Annotated in this window: 14 protein-coding genes and 1 pseudogene; 10 read left to right on the top strand and 5 right to left on the bottom strand. The window is 66.0% G+C overall.

What is annotated here, in order from left to right:
* Window positions 1–17: 17 nt before the first annotated feature.
* Both J8I33_RS16445 and J8I33_RS16440 read left to right on the top strand, forming a co-directional pair.
* Window positions 18–1,484 (top strand): flippase, encoded by a 1,467-nt coding sequence (locus tag J8I33_RS16445; protein WP_050011262.1) that lies wholly within the window; start codon window positions 18–20, stop codon window positions 1,482–1,484.
* Entirely contained in the window at window positions 1,481–3,940 is a 2,460-nt protein-coding gene (locus tag J8I33_RS16440) for a glycosyltransferase family 4 protein (RefSeq protein WP_209938150.1), read from the top strand. Before J8I33_RS16445 ends, J8I33_RS16440 begins: the two co-directional genes overlap by 4 nt.
* Window positions 3,941–4,348: 408 nt before the next feature.
* Here J8I33_RS16440 and J8I33_RS16435 read toward each other — a convergent pair whose 3' ends face one another.
* Entirely contained in the window at window positions 4,349–5,524 is a 1,176-nt protein-coding gene (locus J8I33_RS16435; protein ID WP_209938148.1) for an acyltransferase, read from the bottom strand.
* Window positions 5,525–5,740: 216 nt separating this feature from the next.
* Here J8I33_RS16435 and J8I33_RS16430 point away from each other — a divergent pair, with 216 nt between their 5' ends.
* Window positions 5,741–5,884 (top strand): hypothetical protein, encoded by a 144-nt coding sequence (locus tag J8I33_RS16430; RefSeq protein ID WP_006479318.1) that lies wholly within the window; start codon window positions 5,741–5,743, stop codon window positions 5,882–5,884.
* A 230-nt stretch (window positions 5,885–6,114) separates the two neighbouring features.
* Window positions 6,115–7,002, top strand: a complete 888-nt coding sequence (galU, locus tag J8I33_RS16425; protein ID WP_027782643.1) for a UTP--glucose-1-phosphate uridylyltransferase GalU — start codon at window positions 6,115–6,117, stop codon at window positions 7,000–7,002.
* Between the two features lie 365 nt (window positions 7,003–7,367).
* On the opposite strand, the gene J8I33_RS16420 is transcribed toward galU, so the two are convergent.
* Entirely contained in the window at window positions 7,368–8,486 is a 1,119-nt protein-coding gene (locus tag J8I33_RS16420) for an acyltransferase (protein WP_209927288.1), read from the bottom strand.
* A 257-nt stretch (window positions 8,487–8,743) separates the two neighbouring features.
* On the opposite strand from J8I33_RS16420, the gene J8I33_RS16415 reads away from it, so the two are divergent.
* From J8I33_RS16415 to J8I33_RS16405, 3 genes and pseudogenes are all read left to right on the top strand, one after another.
* Window positions 8,744–9,193 (top strand): HU family DNA-binding protein, encoded by a 450-nt coding sequence (locus J8I33_RS16415; protein WP_011548077.1) that lies wholly within the window; start codon window positions 8,744–8,746, stop codon window positions 9,191–9,193.
* A 220-nt stretch (window positions 9,194–9,413) separates the two neighbouring features.
* A pseudogene (locus J8I33_RS34860) lies at window positions 9,414–9,509 on the top strand (ATP-binding cassette domain-containing protein); the annotation flags it as partial.
* Window positions 9,510–9,551: 42 nt separating this feature from the next.
* Window positions 9,552–10,343 (top strand): AadA family aminoglycoside 3''-O-nucleotidyltransferase, encoded by a 792-nt coding sequence (locus J8I33_RS16405; RefSeq protein WP_209938312.1) that lies wholly within the window; start codon window positions 9,552–9,554, stop codon window positions 10,341–10,343.
* 154 nt (window positions 10,344–10,497) lie between these two features.
* On the opposite strand, the gene J8I33_RS16400 is transcribed toward J8I33_RS16405, so the two are convergent.
* The 3 genes from J8I33_RS16400 to J8I33_RS16390 all read right to left on the bottom strand — a co-directional run bounded on the left by J8I33_RS16400 (window position 10,498) and on the right by J8I33_RS16390 (window position 13,886).
* Window positions 10,498–10,971 (bottom strand): VOC family protein, encoded by a 474-nt coding sequence (locus J8I33_RS16400; protein WP_089489175.1) that lies wholly within the window; start codon window positions 10,969–10,971, stop codon window positions 10,498–10,500.
* A gap of 393 nt (window positions 10,972–11,364) precedes the next feature.
* Entirely contained in the window at window positions 11,365–12,522 is a 1,158-nt protein-coding gene (locus J8I33_RS16395) for a porin (protein WP_050011258.1), read from the bottom strand.
* Window positions 12,523–12,941: 419 nt separating this feature from the next.
* On the bottom strand, window positions 12,942–13,886 hold the full coding sequence (locus J8I33_RS16390) for a YihY/virulence factor BrkB family protein (protein WP_124651333.1): 945 nt from the start codon (window positions 13,884–13,886) through the stop codon (window positions 12,942–12,944).
* A 154-nt stretch (window positions 13,887–14,040) separates the two neighbouring features.
* On the opposite strand from J8I33_RS16390, the gene fdnG reads away from it, so the two are divergent.
* Genes fdnG through J8I33_RS16375 form a run of 3 tightly spaced genes read left to right on the top strand, consistent with a single transcriptional unit; the run spans window position 14,041 to window position 18,660 of the window.
* Window positions 14,041–17,112 carry a formate dehydrogenase-N subunit alpha gene (gene fdnG, locus J8I33_RS16385; RefSeq protein ID WP_148093084.1) on the top strand — a complete coding sequence of 1,024 codons (3,072 nt, stop codon included), beginning with the start codon at window positions 14,041–14,043 and terminating at the stop codon, window positions 17,110–17,112.
* A gap of 10 nt (window positions 17,113–17,122) precedes the next feature.
* Window positions 17,123–18,037 (top strand): formate dehydrogenase subunit beta, encoded by a 915-nt coding sequence (gene fdxH / locus J8I33_RS16380; protein WP_059783956.1) that lies wholly within the window; start codon window positions 17,123–17,125, stop codon window positions 18,035–18,037.
* A complete protein-coding gene (locus J8I33_RS16375) occupies window positions 18,034–18,660 on the top strand; it encodes a formate dehydrogenase subunit gamma (RefSeq protein ID WP_089489179.1) in 627 nt (208 codons plus the stop codon). Before fdxH ends, J8I33_RS16375 begins: the two co-directional genes overlap by 4 nt.
* Window positions 18,661–18,724 lie beyond the last annotated feature (64 nt).

Raw genomic sequence — 18,724 nt, 5'->3', positions numbered from 1 at the left:
GGCCCCTGGGCTAAAGCATGGACAAAGGCATACTCAAGAACGTTTCGATCAACTTCATCGGGCTGATCCTGCCGACCTTCGTGTCGCTGGTGACGGTGCCCGCGTACATCCACGCGCTCGGCGTCGAACGCTACGGCGTCGTCAGCCTCGTGTGGACGCTGATCGGCTATTTCGGGATCCTCGATCTCGGGATGAGCATGGCCGCGCAGAACCACATCTCGAAGGCGCTCGCGAGCGGCAACGCCGACGAAAGCGCGCGCGTGTTCTGGAGCGCGTTCTGGCTGAATCTCGGCACCGGTATCGTCGGCGGCCTGCTGATCTATTTCGGCGCGTTCGTCTACACCGCGTATTTCACGAAGGTGTCGGCCGCGATGCAGCACGAGGTGTATCTGGCGCTGCCGTGGCTCGCGCTCGCGATTCCGCTCGCGAACGTGTCGTGGGTGTTCGCCGGCGCGATCAACGGCGCCGAACGATTCGGCGTGTTCAACACGAACCAGACGATCGGCACGTTCCTGTTCCAGTTGCTGCCGCTCGGCGCCGCGTGGTGGATCGCGCCGAACCTGCAGACGGTGCTCGCCGCGGCGGTCGTCGCGCGGCTGATCGCGGCGGTGATGCTCGGTCAGGCCAGCATCAAGGTGCTCGGGATTCGCCGCATCGATCCGCCGCAGTGGGGCACCGCGAAAGGGCTGTTCAACTTCGGCGGCTGGATGCTGATCGCGAGCACGACGAGCATGATCGCCGACACGCTCGACCGCGTGATGCTCGGCGCCGGCATGGGCGCGAAGTTCGTCACCTACTACACGGTGCCGCAGAACCTCGTCACGCGGCTGAACATGCTGCCGAACGCGCTGGTGCGCACGCTGTTCCCGCGCCTGTCGGCGGTCGGCCGCGATCATGCGGATACGCTCGCGCGCCAGTCGCTCGAATTCCTGAACGGCGTGTTCACGCCGGTCGGCATCGTCGCGATCTTCGCGCTCGCGCCGTTCCTCACGCTGTGGGTCGGCGCCGATCTCGCCGCGCATTCGGCGCCGGTCGGCCGCGTGCTGGTGATCAGCGTGTGGCTCGTCGGCCAGGCGAGCGTCACGCGCATCCTGATCCAGTCGCAGGTCAATCCGGCCCGCGCGGCATTCGCCGGGCTCGTCGAGATGCCGTTCTTCGTCGGCGGCCTGTGGTTCGGCATTCATCACTTCGGGCTGATCGGCGCGGCGGTGGTCGTCGCGGCGCGCGCGCTCGTCGACTACGGCGTGCTGTTGTACCTGTCGGCGATCCGGATGCGCGCGATCGTGCTCGACATGCTTGCCCATCTCGCCTTCCTGCTGGCGAGCCTGTTTCTCGCGCAGGCATGGCCGGGGCTGGTCCAGTCGATCGGCATGTGCGCGGTCGTGCTGGTGCTGAACGTCGCGTGGTCGCTCACGATGACGCCGGGGCTGCGTGCACTCGTGCGCGACCTGTTTGTCCGTCTCAATGCGAGGAGAACTGCATGAATCGCGATCTGGCGGAACACGCCGTCCTGAATCTCGCCACGGCCGATGCCGCCGTGGTCCATGCCGGCGACGCCGCCGCGCCGCACCCGGCCGAACGGGCCGGCGCGCGGCAGCCGACGCGTGCGCTGCGCGTGGCGATCGTCCACGACTGGCTCGTCACCTATGCGGGCGCCGAGCGCGTGCTCGAACAGATCGTCGCGTGCTTTCCCGACGCGGACCTGTTCAGCCTCGTCGATTTCCTCGACGATCGCGCGTTCGTGCGCGGCAAGCCGGTGACGACGTCGTTCATCCAGAAGCTGCCGCTCGCCCGCACCAAGTACCGCAGCTACCTGCCGCTGATGCCGCTCGCGATCGAACAGCTCGACGTGTCCGAGTACGACCTCGTGATCTCGAGCAGTCACGCGGTCGCGAAGGGCGTGCTGACCGGGCCGGACCAGGTGCACATCAGCTACGTGCATTCGCCGATCCGCTATGCGTGGGACCTGCAGCACCAGTATCTGGAACAGTCGAACCTCACGCACGGGCCGAAATCGCTGCTCGCGCGGATGATTCTTCATTACATCCGCAACTGGGATACGCGCACCGCGAACGCGGTGGACGGCTTCGTCGCGAATTCCGCGTTCATCGCGCGGCGCATCAAGAAGGTCTACCACCGCGACGCGGCGGTGATCTTTCCGCCGGTCGACGTCGACGCGTTCTCGCTCAACGCGGTGAAGGAGGATTTCTACCTGACCGCGTCGCGGATGGTGCCGTACAAGAAGATCGACCTGATCGTCGAAGCCTTCTCGAAGACGCCCGGGCGCAAGCTCGTCGTGATCGGCGACGGCCCCGAGATGCAGAAGATTCGCGCGAAGGCAGGCCCAAACGTCGAGATCATGGGCTATCAGCCGTTCGCGGTGCTGCACGACCGGATGCGGCGCGCGAAGGCGTTCGTGTTCGCGGCCGAGGAGGATTTCGGGATCTCGGTCGTCGAGGCGCAGGCGTGCGGCACGCCGGTCATCGCGTACGGCAAGGGCGGCGCGCTCGAGACCGTGCTCGACCCGCAGTCGAACCTGAACCCGACCGGCCTTTTCTTCGACGAACAGACGCCGCACGCGATCGTCGCGGCCGTCGACGATTTCGAGCGCGCGCCGCAGCGCTTCACGCCTGACGCGTGCCGCGCGAACGCGGAGCGGTTTTCCGCCGACACGTTCCGGCGGCGCTTCCTCGACTACGTGGAGCAAGCGCTGCCCGGCTCGACCGCGCAGCGCGGCACGGCGGCCCCGCTGCCGGTCGCCCGCGGCCCGGCGACGCTCGTGCTCGACCAGAGCGGCGTGCTCGGCGGCGCCGAGCTGTCGCTGCTCGAGATCATGAAGCACATGCGCGCCAACGCCGACGTGCTGCTGTTCGACGACGGCCCGTTCCGCGCGGCGCTCGACGAGATCGGCGCGCGCGTCGACGTGGTCGAGCAGGGCGCGCTCGCGGGCGTGCGCAAGCAGGGCGGCGTGTCGTTCGGCGCGGTGAAGCAGCTCGTGCGGCTGGTGCGCGACGTCGCCCGCCGCGCGCGCCGGGCGGAGGTGATCTACGCGAACACGCAGCGCGCGATGGTGGTCGCCGCGCTCGCCGGGCGGCTCGCGCGCAAGCCGGTGGTCTGGCATTTGCGCGACATCGTCAGCACCGACCATTTCGGCGGCAAGCAGTTGCAGGCGATCAAGTACTGCGCGCGGTTCGGCATCACGCGCGTGATCGCGAACTCCGACGCATCCGCGCAGGCGTTCCGCGCGCTGACCGGCTTCACGCCGCAGCACGTCGACGTCGTGTTCAACGGGATTTCGGCCGAACCGTTCGACGCGCTGGAAGGCGTGAGCCAGGCCGCGCTGCGCGCGCGCCTCGGGTTGCCCGCCGACGCGTGGCTGGTCGGCTCGTTCAGCCGTCTCGCGCGCTGGAAGGGGCAGCACGTGCTGCTGGAGGCCGCCGCGCGGCATCCGGACATGCACGTGGTGCTGGTCGGCGCGCCGCTGTTCGGCGAGGACGACTATGCGGCGCAACTGCACGAATACGTCGCGCAGCATGCGATGGACGAGCGCGTGCATTTCCTCGGCTTCCAGCGCGACGTGGCCGCGTGCATGACGGCCGTCGACGTCGTCGCGCACACGTCGATCACGCCGGAGCCGTTCGGGCGCGTGATCGTCGAGGGGATGCTCGCGCGCCGGCCGGTCGTCGCGGCGCGCGCGGGCGGTGTCGTCGAGATCATCGAGGACGGCGACAACGGGCTGCTCTGCGAGCCGGGCAACGCGGCCGCGCTGGCCGATGCGCTGGCGGCGCTCAAGCGCGACCGCGCGCTGCGCGAGCGGCTCGTCGCGAGCGGGCGGGCGACCGCGGTGCGCCGGTTCGGGACCGAAACCTACGTGGAGCGGGTCGAGAAGATCCTCGCGGATACGGCGAAGGCTGCGAAGGCGGCGAGCGCGAAGAAGTAGCAGCCGGCGCGAGCCGGCGGGAAAGGGCGGAAAATGGCGGAAAACGGGCCCCCATGCGGCGTTGCGCTGTGCGGGGGCTTCGTTTTTCAGCGAGCGGGGCGTGTGGCTGCGACGGGTGAGCTGGTTTGCGCCCCGGGTCCGAGTCGGGCGCGAGCGTAGCCGAGCGTCGTCTGGAACAGGATTGGGCCGTCGGGAACGTGAAGCGAGCAGTCGACACCGTCGCGCTCGTGCTTCGGCAACCGCGCACAAGGGGCCCGCGGGGGCCGTAGCGCGGTCGAAGGGCGGCAGACCACTCATTCCTTGTCGACCCGGCCTGCAACCGCGTGCCGGCCATGAAAAAGCCCTCGCGCAGCGACACGCCGCGCGAGGGCTCCGGACCGGACGGCCGATCGAGCCGGCCGGCTCGCGTCAGGCGGCCTGTTCGGGCGTCGACGCGACGACGCGGGCGGTGCGGGTCGGCTTGAAACTGGCCGACCACATCATCGCCGGGCGTTCGAACATCCGGTAGAACAGGTACGCGACCGGAATCGCGACGGCCATGAACGCGAACGACGGCCAGATCGACAGCTGCAATTCGGAGTGGAACAGCACCGAGCCGAGGCAGACGAACAGCGGCAGGTGGATCAGGTACAGCGAGTAGCTGAAGTCGCCGAACCAGCTCAGCACGCGCAGCGGCGGCGTCGTGCGCGGCGGCCGGGCGAGCGCGCGGTACAGGAAGCATGCGAAGCCGGCCGACCACAGCTGGAACGCGCCGTACTGGCCGAAATGGAATGCGCCGCAGCCGGCGGCCAGCAGCACGGCGGCCGCGACGTACCACGCGCGCGACGGCACGACGGCCGTGCCGCGCGACTGCTGCGCGCGCACGTCGGCGATCCATGCGCCGATCGTCCAGGACAGCCAGTACGACGTGAAGAACTGCAGGTCGTGCCGTTCGAGCAGCCACGCCGACGCGACGTTGACGAGCGCCACCGCGGCGACGACGGCCGGCATGCCGATGCGCCGGCGCAGCGCGAACAGCAGCGGGTAGATCGCGTAGAACTGCACTTCGAGCGACAGCGTCCACAGCGCGCCGTTCGACCCGTACGTGTAGCCGGCGACGCCCTGCAGCGAGAACAGGTTCACGAGGAACGCGACGAGGCCGACGTCGCGGATCTTGTGGCTGACGGGCTCGATCTGCAGACTGACCGCATCGAGCGCGAGCGTGAACAGCAGCGCGGCGAGCAGCACCGGGTAGATGCGCGCGAAGCGGCGCACCCAGAAGTTCGGCGCGTCGAGCCGGTACGCGGGATTGGCCGCGAGCTTGAGCGCCGCGTTGCGGTGGATGCAGTAGCCGCTGATCACGAAGAAGATCGGGACGCCGGCCGAGCCCCACGCGAACGGGAAGGTCAGGTAGCCGGCGATCGCGCCCGGGCTGAGTGCATGACCGTAAGCCTGATGGAAGCTCTGCATGCCGACCCAGACGACCTGGCGGCAGTGGAAATAGGCGACGAGCAGCGCCGCGAAGCCGCGCATCGCGTCGATCACGTGTTCCTTGTGGTCGGCGACGGGCGGCGCGGCCAGAGACGATCCGCTGAAAGCTTGCATGCGATTCGATTCCTTGCGACGGATGGACGGGAAGTTCATCCAATCGTAATGCGCAAGAATTCGGTCAATGAATAAAAAAATCTCGTCCGGAAATATCGGTATTCCGCATCATGGGTTTATCGCTGCCTGAAAGCGGTTCCGCGACGGGCACGAATTATTTGCCGATTTTTTTCTGATAGTTTGAAGCTCCAGTTGATTGATGCAAGGAGCGGCAAGATGGACATGCATTGGATCGCGAGCGCTGCAGTACTGCTGGTCATGGCCGTGCTGTCGGCGTACCGCGAGGCGCTGAAGAACGAACCGATCCGCCCGGGCCTCGAGCGGGGCGGCGTGCCCTATATCGAGGAATTCGAATCGTAAGAATTTGTATCCGGAAAATCGGTAATTTGTTTCTGCTCCGGCAATCGGTTCGGCAATATCGACCGGGTTGAAGCGATTATATTTTTTCCGGAATAATCGGGCAATCAGTTCATATCGAAAATGAGCGGAGCGGAATTGGCAGTACCGTCGATTCTCGATATGCCGTTCGGAACACAATCGCGCCGGGTCGCAGGTCGACGCGGCGCAGTCAACGCTATCAGGATGCGAACATGTTGAAAGTCACCAGGGCCGTGTTTCCCGTTGCCGGTCTCGGCACGCGGTTCCTCCCGGCAACGAAGGCGAGCCCGAAGGAAATGTTGCCCGTCGTCGACAAGCCGCTGATCCAGTACGCGGTCGAGGAAGCGATCAACGCCGGTATCACCGAGATGATCTTCGTCACCGGGCGCAGCAAGCGCGCGATCGAGGATCATTTCGACAAGTCGTACGAGATCGAGGCCGAGCTCGAGGCGCGCGGCAAGGAAAAGCTGCTCGAGCTCGTGCGCGGCATCAAGCCGAGCCACGTCAACTGCTTCTACGTGCGCCAGCCGGAAGCGCTCGGCCTCGGCCATGCGGTGCTGTGCGCGGAGAAGCTCGTGCACGGCGAGCCGTTCGCGGTGATCCTCGCCGACGACCTGCTGCACGGCGAACAGCCGGTGCTCAAGCAGCTCGTCGACGTGTTCGACCACTATCACAGCTCGGTGATCGGCGTGGAGACGATCCCGCGCGAAGACAGTCGCTCGTATGGCGTCGTCGAAGGCCGGGAGTGGGAAGAGGACATCATCAAGCTGTCGGGCATCATCGAGAAGCCGGCGCCCGAGGATGCGCCGTCGAACCTCGGCGTGGTCGGCCGCTACGTGTTCATGCCGACGATCTTCGATCATCTGCGCAAGCTCAAGCCGGGTGCGGGCGGCGAACTGCAGCTCACCGACGCCGTCCAGTCGCTGCTCGCGAACGAACAGGTGCTCGCGTATCGCTACTACGGCACGCGTTTCGACTGCGGCAGCAAGATCGGTTATCTGAAGGCCACTGTCGAGCTCGCGCTCCAGCATCCGGAAGTGAGTCGCGAATTCGAGGCGTACCTGCGTACCTGCTTGCCCGCGCTGGCTGCCGTCGCTTAAGCGGCCGCGCGCTCCGTCGTTTCAGGTGGTGGTTGTTCCGTTGGCCCCGGCCGCTCGCGCGCCGGGGCTTTTTTGTTTTTGGCGGGCGCACGAGCGTGGTGCGTGACGTCTGGATGCCGCACCTCGGACGGGCGGAGGTTGGTGGCCCGCGACGCGAGGAGTAGGCCGATGAGATGGGACGTCGCGCGTGAAACCGGTGCCGACGCATTCGTCGCGTGACCGGATCGGTGGATGGGTTGCGCGGGTTGCACGACGCGCGCTGGGGTGTCGCGCGATGACGCGGCATCGGCTGTCAAGCAGCTGGCCGCCGGCCGCCGGGCGTCACCGGTATCGACGCATTCCGATCCGTTGCCGCCGCCCACCGCTCAGCGCGGCGACGTGCTCGGTTGCGCGGCGAAGTGTCGGGCCAGCATCGCGGCGATCGGCTTCTTGAAGTCGAGCAGCCGTTTTTCGAGATAACGCCAGGACAGGTGCGCAAGCAGCACGGCGAGCGCGAATTGCAGCATTTCCGGCAGCGCGTCGCGGACGATTTCCGGCATCGGCACGTGCGCGAACGACGCGGGCAGCGCGCCGAAGCGCGCCGGAATCAGGTTGTGGAACAGGTAGAAGCCGTAGCTGATCGTGCCGAGATACGCGAGCGGCGCCCAGTCGAGCAGCGCGACGACGGGATGCTCGGGCGCGCTGACGATCCACAGCATCAGCGCGCCGAGCGACACCGACAGGCCGAGATCCGCGAGCCCCGCGACCGCATCGGGCAATGCCGTGCAGGCGGGCAGCACGAGGAAGAAGACGACGCCGGCCGCGCCGAGCCAGCCGGGCGGCACGCGGCGCGCGGCGGCCGCGCCGCGATCGGCGAGCGCCATCGCGCCGACGCCGCCGAGCGCGATCAACGCGAAATTCCACGGGGAAAACGCGTAGATCAGCACCGGCGACGCGTCGGACAGGTAGAGCGCGAGATGCGCGAGCGCGCACAGCGCGACGGCCGCGATGCCGAGCGCGACGTGTCGCGCGGCGGGCACCGCGAGCAGCGCGAGCGGGGCGATCAGATAGAACTGCTGTTCAACGGCGAGGCTCCAGAAGTGCGACGTGGAGCCCGGCCAGCCGTCCTTGACGACGCCGATCCAGTAATTCGACAGGAACACCGCGTGCCATGCGAGCCCGAGGTTGACGCCGCGCTGGTAGAACAGCGCGTGCGCGATCGCGAGCGCGGCGAGCAGCAGGTAGTAGACGGGGAAGATCCGCAGCGCGCGCTTCGCGAGGAACAGCGCGAGCGCGTGGCGACGCGTCATGGCGCTGCGCTCGACCGCCTGGCGGTTGCGATGCAGCTCGCCGACGATCAGGAATCCGCTGATGAGGAAAAACGTCCACACGCCAAGCTTGCCGACGTCGACGGCAAGGACATGGCCCTTGTGGGACAGGAAAACGAGGATGACGGCGAGGGCTCGCAGGCCGTCGAGTCCTTTGACGTATCTGACTTCGCGCATGGAGGCATCCGGGCATTGAGCACGCCCAGTATAGGTGCGCAAATATCGAACGTAATTCGCGTTCGGGCCCATACGTGAAGGTGTTTTTTCACGCTCGGGCGTCGATGAAGTCGGTCGCGCGCAACAAAACCTGCGGGAAACCCCGCGAAAACGCATAAAAGTACTGCACGAAGCGTCAAGGCGCTTGTAGAATCCGGCGTTGAAGCGCGCGCGTTGCACGCTTCGTGTATCCAACGACCACACCTGGTAGGAGAAACATGGCGACTTCCGCAAAAAAGGTGGCCAAGAAGGCTGCCGCACCGGCCACCAAGAAAGTGGCTGCCAAAAAGGCTGCGCCCGCGAAGAAAGTAGTGGCCAAGAAGGCTGTCGCAAAGGCAGCACCGGCTGCTCCGACGCCGCTGAAGGACAAGTTCACGAAGGCATCGCTCGCAACGCACATCGCTGAGCGCGCAGCTGTCGAAGTGAAGGCGGTCAAGGCAGTGCTCGTCGCACTCGAGAACGTCGTGCTGGGCTCGGTTCACAAGAAGGGCGCGGGCGAGTTCACGCTGCCGGGCCTGCTGAAGATCACGGCACAAGTCGTGCCGGCGAAGAAGAAGCGCTTCGGCAAGGATCCGTTCACGGGCGAAGAGCGTTGGTTCCCGGCGAAGCCGGCCAGCGTGCGCGTGAAGGCACGTGCGCTGAAGAAGCTGAAGGACGCGGCAGCGTAATGCCGCGCAACGACTGCCGAATGCATGTCGGCAGCCGTTGCGATGTCCCGAGATCCCCGTACGCGAAAGCGTGCGGGGATTTTTATTGGGCCGCGCAACGCGCGCGGCGGCGAACAGGCGGCATGGCGATCACCGGTTGCCCGGCACATGACGCGCGGCGGATCGTATGTCGCGCATCTGCATCCCCATCGCCGAGCGGCGAGCTTCGTTCGCGCGACGCGTGTCGGTGTCGCTGCGGCAGGGCGAAACGCTCGGCATCGTCGGCGAATCGCGATCGGGGAAGTCGACGCTCGCAGTGGCGCTGCCCGGGTGTCGTTTCTTCGCGTTCCATTGGGCGCGCGTCGTCAGGTTTGCCGTCGTGACCGACTTCATTCCGCATGAGATCGCCGCACAGCTCGCCGCCGCACGCGTCGCGATCGAACGGCATCTCGGCGCGACTCTGCACGCGATCCACCTGTTCGGATCGGCGCTCGACGGCGGCCTGAAACCGCGCAGCGACATCGATTTGCTGGTGACGGTAGCGGTACGCCCGGACGAAGCGCTGCGGCGCGCGCTGATGTCGGACCTGCTCGGCGTGTCTGCGCCGCCGGGTTGCAGCAGCGGCATGCGTGCGCTGGAGGTCACCGTCATCGCGCACGGCGACGTGGTGCCGTGGCGTCATCCCGCGCGACGCGAGTTGCAGTTCGGCGAGTGGCTGCGCGGCGATCTGGAAGCCGGCATCGTCGAGCCGCCGCTGATCGATCACGATCTGGCCATCCTGTTGACGAAGGCGCGACAGCACAGTGTCGCGCTGGTCGGGTCGCCCGCGAACGTATTGTTCGAGCCGGTGCCGGTGCGCGACTTCGTCGCCGCGCTGCTCGCGACCGTTGCGCAGTGGAAGGCCGAACCCGACTGGCGTGGCGACGAGTGCAACATCGTGCTCGCGCTCGCGCGCATCTGGTACAGCGCCGCGACCGGCGGGATCGCACCGAAGGACGTCGCCGCGACGTGGGTGCTGGCGCGTTTGCCGGACGCGCACCGGCCCGTTGTTGCGGCTGCGCGTGCTGCCTATGTCGATGGCGAGGCGGGCGCGGCGATTCTGTCGGGCGAGCCGCTGGCCGAATTCATCGGCTACGCGCAGCGCAGGATCGAGTCGATGCTGTCGGCGTAGCAGCGGCCACCAACGAAGCACGTCAACGGCTTACGGCCCGCCTGCCACGGATAGCGAACCCGTTCGAGCCGGGTGCATGCGCGACCCGTCGAGCCGGGTGCGTGCAGACGGCGATCCGGCGCGGCATCGCGCATCCGCAGCCGGCCGCCTGTCGTCAGCCCGCGGTGCCCGCAAAGGCGGCCTTCAGCGCGGCGTCGTCGAACTTCGTCATCTGCATCATCGCGGCGGCCACGCGGCCCGCCTTGACCGTGTCGCGGTCGGCCATCATCGGGATGAGCGCTTCCGGAACGATCTGCCATGACACGCCGTAGCGATCCCTCAGCCAGCCGCAGCCGTCGGCCGTGCCGCCGTTGTCGAGCAGGGCGCTCCAGTAGCGGTCGAGTTCCGCCTGGTCCGCGCAGCTGACGAGCAGCGAGATCGAGTGGTTGAACGCCTCCGTGCGCGGGTGGCTCATCGCAAAGAATGGCTGCCCGAACAGCTCGAATTCGACCATCCGCGTGCCGTCGGTGCCGGGCACGGCCGTGACGCGCACGATGCGCGAATCCGGAAAGATGCCGGCATAGAAGGCCGCGGCTTCTTCGGCTTCCGTCGAATACCAGAGGAAAGGCGTGATCTTCTGAATCGTCATGACGAGTCTCCTGTCTGCATGGGTGCGGGGCAACCGTATGCCGCCATCGATACGACGGACGACGCCCGCCGAAATCGACACGCGGCGCAAACAAATCCTGCGTCGGTTAACCCGGTCGGCGCCGGCTGTGCGGATGATAGGCGCTCAACGGAGAAACGGCGACCTCTCCGGCCATCGGAAACGGGGTTGCGGGTGCATTGCAGCCGTCAGGCGCCGTTGCCGGCGCGCCGACCTGTGTCGGGTCCCGGCTCGGGGCGAGGCGGCCCTGCGGGCGATGTCGGCTCCGCCTGCCGGAGATGGACGAAAAAAAGCCAGCCGCGGCCGAAGCCGGGGCTGGCTTTCCAGGTCGGCGGCAAGGCGTCGGAGACGCCATGCACGCCGGATACTTCGTTTTTAGAACTTGTGACGCAGGCCGAGTGCGACGATTTCCTGCGAGCTCTTGCCAGCGATGCCGTACGAGCCGATCGACGCTTGCGCATCGGTGCCGTCGGCGTTGTGGCCGCTTGCGTGCTGGTATGCGCCAACCAGGTACACGTCGGTGCGCTTCGACAGCGAGTAGTCCGCGCCGAGCGAAACCTGATGGTACTTGGCGTCGGTCTGGCCACTACCCTTCGTGTAGATGTAGCCGAGGCCGAGCAGCAGCGGTGCCGATGCCTGGTACGTGACGAATGCGCGGCCCGTGTTGTACTTCTGGTTCGTGCCGAAGCCCGAGTTCGCATCAGCCTTGTATTGCGCGTTGCTGTAGCCGGCACCGACCGTCACCGGGCCGAATGCATACTGGCCAGCGACTTGCGCGATACCGATCGACGATGCCGACGAGTAGGCGTTGTTGATGAAGCTGCCCGAACCGTCGAAGATCGCGTCCGACGTGCCGGCCCAGCCGGTGCGCACGCCAGCGGCGCTCAGGGGAGCCGAGTTGTTCGCGTGGAAGTAACCTGCAGCCAGGCCGACCGGGCCGTTGTTGTAGGCTGCGGCTGCCGCCCACGTCTGACCCTTGCCGGTTGCGCCGGCGACGCCGCCGAGTGCGTACATCGCTTCGACTTGCAGGCCAGCCCAGACCGGCGACGTGTACTTGATCGCGTTGCTGACGCGCAGGCTGTTGTCGTTGTTGTCGACGTCGCCCGGCGTGGCGAACACGCTGCCGAAGTAGTTGTCAGCCGTGACTGCCTGAACCAGGTCGACGAGCGGGTCGTACTGGCGACCCAGCGTCAGCGTACCGTACTGGTCGCTTTGCAGGCCGACGAAAGCCTGGCGGCCGAACATGCGCTGGCCTTGGCCCAGTGCACCCGTTGCCGAGTTGAAGCCGTTTTCCAACTGGAAGATCGCCTTCAGGCCGCCGCCGAGGTCTTCCGAACCCTTCAGGCCGAAGCGGGCGCCTTGCAGGTTGCCGCTACCCATCGACCACGAATTGTTACCTTGACCGTCGTTACCGTGAACATAGGTGATCGACGTGTCGATCACGCCGTACAGCGTCACGCTCGACTGAGCCTGAGCAGCACCAGCGGCGCCCAGCAGGGCGAGCGAGAGGGTCGAGAGAGCAAGTTTCTTCATCGTTGAGTTTCTCCACGCAAGTGATTCATCGTTATTTGTTGCGGATTGGAGAATAGCTCAGTGCCATACACGCAAGAAAGCTCAAAAAATAAAGTGTCTCGAAAAGGTAACAGCGCCAAAAAGTCCATATAGATCAAGCACATCAGCAACTGTTCCTGTTTATGAAACAGTTGACAATTGCTGCGCTGCGATTGTTTCAATAGTTGATGCTGATGGCCGCAGATCCCTTGTTTTAGCCCGTTACAGTAACGAAACGAGGGTGTGCAAACGTTTGCAGTTGCAGCCGGATGCATGTCGGCGTGCCACGCATGCGTCGATGCCGCGCGCATGCGCGGCGGGACGACGGGGTTGCAAAGGGGAGAGGCGTGTGCCGGGCCCGCGCGAGACCGATGCGCGGCCGCTTGCAGAGGGCGGGTGAATCAGTCGTCGCGCGGGCGATCGTCGGCGTGACCGGGTTGAACTGCCTGAGCGGACGCGGCCGGCGCCGGATGCTCGGCCGGCCGATGCGCGTCGCCGCGGGCCGCCGCGAATTCCGCGCCGAGCAGCAGCACGATCGCGGAGAAGTACAGCCACATCAGCAGGACCGCGAACGATCCGGCCGCGCCGAACGCACTCGCGGTGCCCGCATGCGCGAGATACAGCGCGAACAGCTTCTTGCCGCCGGAGAACAGGATCGCGGACACGATGCCGCCGATCGCGGCGTCGCGCCACGCGACGCGCGCATCCGGCAGGAATTTCATCAACGCCGCGAACGCGGCCGCGAGCACCGCGATGCCGACGAAGAACTGGATGAGGTTCGTGACGACCACGTATGGCGAATCGCCGAGCAGCCAGGTGCCGACGAAGGTGATCGCGGTGTCGAGCACGAGCGACACGATCAGCAGGAATGCCACGCCCAGCACGAGCCCGAACGAAATCAGCCGCACGCGCACGAGGCCGAGCATGCTCGACCAGCGGCTTTCGGTGGCCGGCCAGATCACGCTGAGCGCGGCGCTGAGCGACGCGAACGTGGCCGACGCGCCGATCGCGAGCGCGGCGAACGAGATCAGCGTAGCGAGGCCGCCGCGTTGGCCCGCGCGGTGCGCGTTCTGCACGATCGTCTGGATGCTGGCCGCCGCGTCGTCCCCGATCAACTGGTGCGCCTGTTCGAACACCTGGCCGCGCGCGGCGTCGTCGCCGTAGAACCAGCCGGCTACCGCGATCACCATCACGAGGGTCGGCGCGAGCGAGAACGCGGAGAAAAACGCGATGCCCGCGGCCATCGCGGAGCAGCGGTCGGACGAAAAGCGCTTGAACGCGGTGAGGGCCCAGTTGGCCTGCTGCTGGGCGAGACGGGTGGCTTCGGAAGTGATCTGTCGTTTCATGACGGTTCGGTTGCGCGCGGAACGCGGATCATCGCGGGTTGGTCGCAGGTTGGTCGGACAAATCGGTATTGATCCGAGGATTCGATCAGAGTTGCCTGAACTGTCTATAATTCCTTTCAGTCGTACCCCACCCCACAATAACGCCGAGACCGCCATGCTACAAATGTCCCGGCGCCAGTTCCTGAAGGTGACCGCCACGTCGCTTGCCGGATCGAGTCTTGCCCTGATGGGCTTTTCTCCGTCCGAAGCGCTGGCCGAAGTCCGACAGTACAAACTGGCGCGCACCGTCGAAACGCGCAACACCTGTCCTTACTGTTCAGTAGGTTGCGGCATCCTGATGTACAGCCTCGGAGACGGCGCGAAAAACGCGCAGCCGAGCATCATCCATATCGAAGGCGATCCCGACCACCCGGTCAATCGCGGCACGCTGTGCCCGAAGGGCGCGAGCCTGATCGACTTCATCCACAGCCCGAACCGCCTGACGCACCCCGAGTATCGTGCGCCCGGCTCGGACAAGTGGGAACCCATCTCGTGGAACGACGCGCTCGACCGCATCGCGAAGCTGATGAAGGCCGACCGCGACGCGAACTTCGTCGAGACGGCCGAAGACGGCGCGAAGGTCAACCGCTGGCTCACGACGGGCATGCTGGCGGCTTCGGCGGGCAGCAACGAGGTCGGCTACCTGACGCACAAGACCATCCGCAGTCTCGGGATGCTCGCATTCGACAATCAGGCGCGTGTCTGACATGGCCCGACGGTGGCAGGTCTTGCCCCGACGTTTGGCCGTGGAGCGATGACGAACCATTGGGTCGACATCAAGAACGCGGACGTGATTCTCGTGATGGGCGGCAATGCAGCCGAGGCCCATCCGTGCGGTTTCAAGTGGGTAACGGAGGCGAAGGCGCACCGCAAGGCGCGGCTGATCGTCGTCGACCCGCGCTTCACGCGTACGGCCTCGGTGGCCGATTACTACGCGCCTATCCGCACCGGCACCGACATCGTCTTCCTGGGCGGCGTCATCAACTATCTGCTGACGAACGACAAGATCCAGCATGAGTACGTGAAGAACTACACGGACTTCTCGTTCATCGTGCGCGAGGATTTCGCGTTCAACGACGGCATCTATTCCGGCTACGACGCCGAGAAGCACGCGTACCCGGACAAATCGAGCTGGGACTACGAGCGCGGCGACGACGGTTTCGTCAAGGTCGACCCGACGCTGCAGCATCCGCGCTGCGTCTACAACCTGCTGAAGCAGCACTACGCGCGCTATACGGCGGAGAGGGTCCAGCAGGTCTGCGGCACGCCGAAGGACAAATTCCTGAAGGTGTGCGAGATGCTCGCGACCACGGCCGTTCCCGGCCGCGCCGGCACGGTGCTGTACGCGCTCGGCTGGACGCACCACTCGATCGGCGCGCAGATCATCCGCACCGGCGCGATGGTGCAGCTGCTGCTCGGCAACATCGGCATCGCCGGCGGCGGGATGAACGCGCTGCGCGGTCACTCGAACATCCAGGGGCTGACCGACCTCGGGCTGATGTCGAACCTGCTGCCGGGCTACATGACGCTGCCGATGCAGGCCGAGCAGGACTTCGACGCGTACATCAAGAAGCGCGTGCAGGAACCGCTGCGGCCGAACCAGCTCAGCTACTGGAAGAACTACAAGGCATTCCACGTCAGCTTCATGAAGTCGTGGTGGGGCGATGCGGCCACCGCCGAGAACAACTGGGCGTACGACTACCTGCCGAAGCTGGACAAGCAGTACGACCTGCTGCAGGCGATCGAGCTGATGAATGCCGGCAAGATGAACGGCTACATCTGCCAGGGCTTCAATCCGCTCGCGGCGGCGCCGTCGAAGGTGAAGACGGCGGCGGGCCTCGCGAAGCTGAAGTGGCTCGTGATCATGGATCCGCTCGCGACCGAGACGTCCGAGTTCTGGAAGCATCACGGCGACTACAACGACGTCGATGCGTCGAAGATCCAGACCGAGGTGTTCCGCCTGCCGACCACCTGCTTCGCAGAGGAAAACGGCTCGCTCGTCAGTTCGAGCCGCGTGCTGCAGTGGCACTGGAAGGGCGCGGAGCCGCCGGGCGAAGCGAGGAGCGACCTCGAGATCATGTCGGGGCTGTTCCTGCGCATGCGCAAGCTGTACCAGAAGGACGGCGGCAAGTATCCGGACCCGATCGTGAACCTGACCTGGCCGTACGCGAACCCGGAAAGCCCGACGCCCGAAGAACTGGCGATGGAGTTCAACGGGAAGGCGCTCGCCGATCTGCCCGATCCGAAGGACCCGGCGAAGACGCTCGTGAAGAAGGGCGAGCAGCTCGCCGCGTTCGCGCAACTGAAGGACGACGGCACGACCGCGAGCGGCTGCTGGATCTTCTGCGGCGCGTGGACGCAGGCCGGCAACCAGATGGGGCGGCGCGACAACTCGGACCCGACCGGCATCGGCCAGACGCTGAACTGGGCGTGGGCATGGCCCGCGAACCGGCGGATCCTGTACAACCGCGCGTCGTGCGACGTCGCCGGCAAGCCGTTCGACCCGACCCGCAAGCTGATCGGCTGGAACGGCAGCGCGTGGAAGGGCGCCGACGTGCCGGACTTCAAGGCCGACGAACCGCCCGAAAACGGGATGGCGCCGTTCATCATGAACCCGGAAGGCGTCGCGCGCTTCTTCGCCCGCGCGGGGATGAACGAAGGTCCGTTCCCCGAGCACTACGAGCCGTTCGAGACGCCGCTCGCGGCGAACCCGCTGCACCCGAACAACCCGCTGGCGCTGAACAACCCGGCCGCCCGCGTGTTCCCGGACGATCGTGCGTCGTTCGGCAAGGCGGCGGACTTCCCGCACGTGGCGACCACGTACCGGTTGACCGAGCATTTCCACTACTGGACCAAGCATGCGCGGCTGAACTCGATCATCCAGCCCGAGCAATTCGTCGAGATTGGCGAAGACCTCGCGAAGGAAGTCGGCGTCGCGCATGGCGAGCGCGTGAAGGTGTCGTCCAAGCGCGGCTACATCATCGCGGTCGCCCTCGTCACGAAGCGGATCAAGCCGCTGACGGTCGACGGCAAGAAGGTCCAGACGGTCGGCGTCCCGTTGCACTGGGGCTTCAAGGGCCTGACGAAGCCCGGCTATCTCGCCAATACCCTGACTCCGTCCGTGGGCGACGGCAACTCCTATACACCGGAATTCAAGTCGTTCCTGGTGAAGGTCGAAAAGGCGTAAGGGGAAAGAGATGGCATTGCAATCGCTGGATATCAAGCGGGTCTCGGCCACCACGACGCCACCGCCCACGGTGCGCGAACCGGTGACCGGGAGCGTCGCGAAGCTGATCGACGTATCGAAGTGCATCGGCTGCAAGGCATGCCAGACGGCATGCATGGAGTGGAACGACCTGCGCGACGAGGTCGGCACCAACGTCGGCGTGTACGACAACCCGGCCGACCTGACCGAGCATTCGTGGACGGTCATGCGGTTCTCCGAATACGAGAACCCGGCGGGCGACCTCGAGTGGCTGATCCGCAAGGACGGCTGCATGCACTGCGAGGATCCGGGCTGCCTGAAGGCGTGTCCGTCGCCGGGCGCGATCGTGCAGTACAACAACGGGATCGTCGATTTCCACGAGGAGAACTGCATCGGTTGCGGCTACTGCGTGACCGGTTGCCCGTTCAACGTGCCGCGGATCTCGAAGAAGGACCATCGCGCATACAAGTGCACGCTCTGTTCCGACCGCGTCGCGGTCGGCCAGGAACCGGCCTGCGTGAAGACCTGCCCGACGGGCGCGATCGTGTTCGGCACCAAGGAGGACATGAAGCAGCACGCGGCCGAGCGGATCGAGGACCTGAAGGAGCGCGGCTTCGAGCATGCGGGGCTGTACGACCCGCAAGGCGTGGGCGGCACGCACGTGATGTACGTGCTGCACCACGCCGACAAACCGTCGCTGTATCACGGGCTGCCCGACAACCCGTCGATCAGCCCGATGGTGAAGCTGTGGAAGGGCATCGCGAAACCGCTGGCGGTCGCCGGCCTCGCGCTGACCGCGCTGGCTGGGTTCTTCCACTACACGCGGGTCGGTCCGAACGAGGTCACCGACGACGAGGAAGCCGCGGCCCGCGACGAAGCGCGACGCATCAAGGAGGACGCGAAATGAACCACGACGACCCCAACCTGATCGTCCGCTACACGCCGAACGAGCGCACGAACCACTGGATCACCGCGATCACGTTCGTGCTGCTCGCGTTGTCCGGGCTCGCGCTGTTCCATCCGTCGATGTTCTGGCTGACCGCGCTGTTCGGCGGCGGCCAGTGGACGCGGATCCTGCATCCGTTCGTCGGTCTCGTGATGTTCGTGTCGTTCGCGATTCTCGTGGTGCGCTTCTGGCACCACAATGCGCTCGACGCGGACGACCGGCAGTGGCTCAGGCAGATCGGCGACGTGCTGACCAACCAGGAAGACAAGCTGCCGCCGGTCGGGCGCTATAACGCCGGACAGAAGCTGCTATTCTTCACGCTGGTGGCCTGCCTGCTGCTGCTCCTGCTGTCGGGCATCGTGATCTGGCGGCGCTACTTCTCGTTCTACTTCCCGATCGGGGTGATCCGCGCGGCCGCTGTCGTGCATGCCGTGGCGGCCTTCGTGCTGATCGCGAGCATCATCGTGCACATTTACGCGGCGTTGTGGGTGAAGGGTTCGATCGGCGCGATGGTGCGCGGCACCGTCACGCTGGGCTGGGCCCGCAAGCATCACCCGAAGTGGTTCCGTGAAAGCGTGAAGTAACGCAGCGGAGCGGGGCGGTACGCCGATTGCGGCGTGCTGTTCCGCCAACCGTCGGAATCGCCTG

The organism is Burkholderia sp. AcTa6-5 (assembly GCF_017815075.1).
Lineage (GTDB): Bacteria > Pseudomonadota > Gammaproteobacteria > Burkholderiales > Burkholderiaceae > Burkholderia > Burkholderia sola.
Note: the sequence above shows the minus strand (reverse complement) of the source record. Positions and strands in the feature narration are given on the sequence as shown.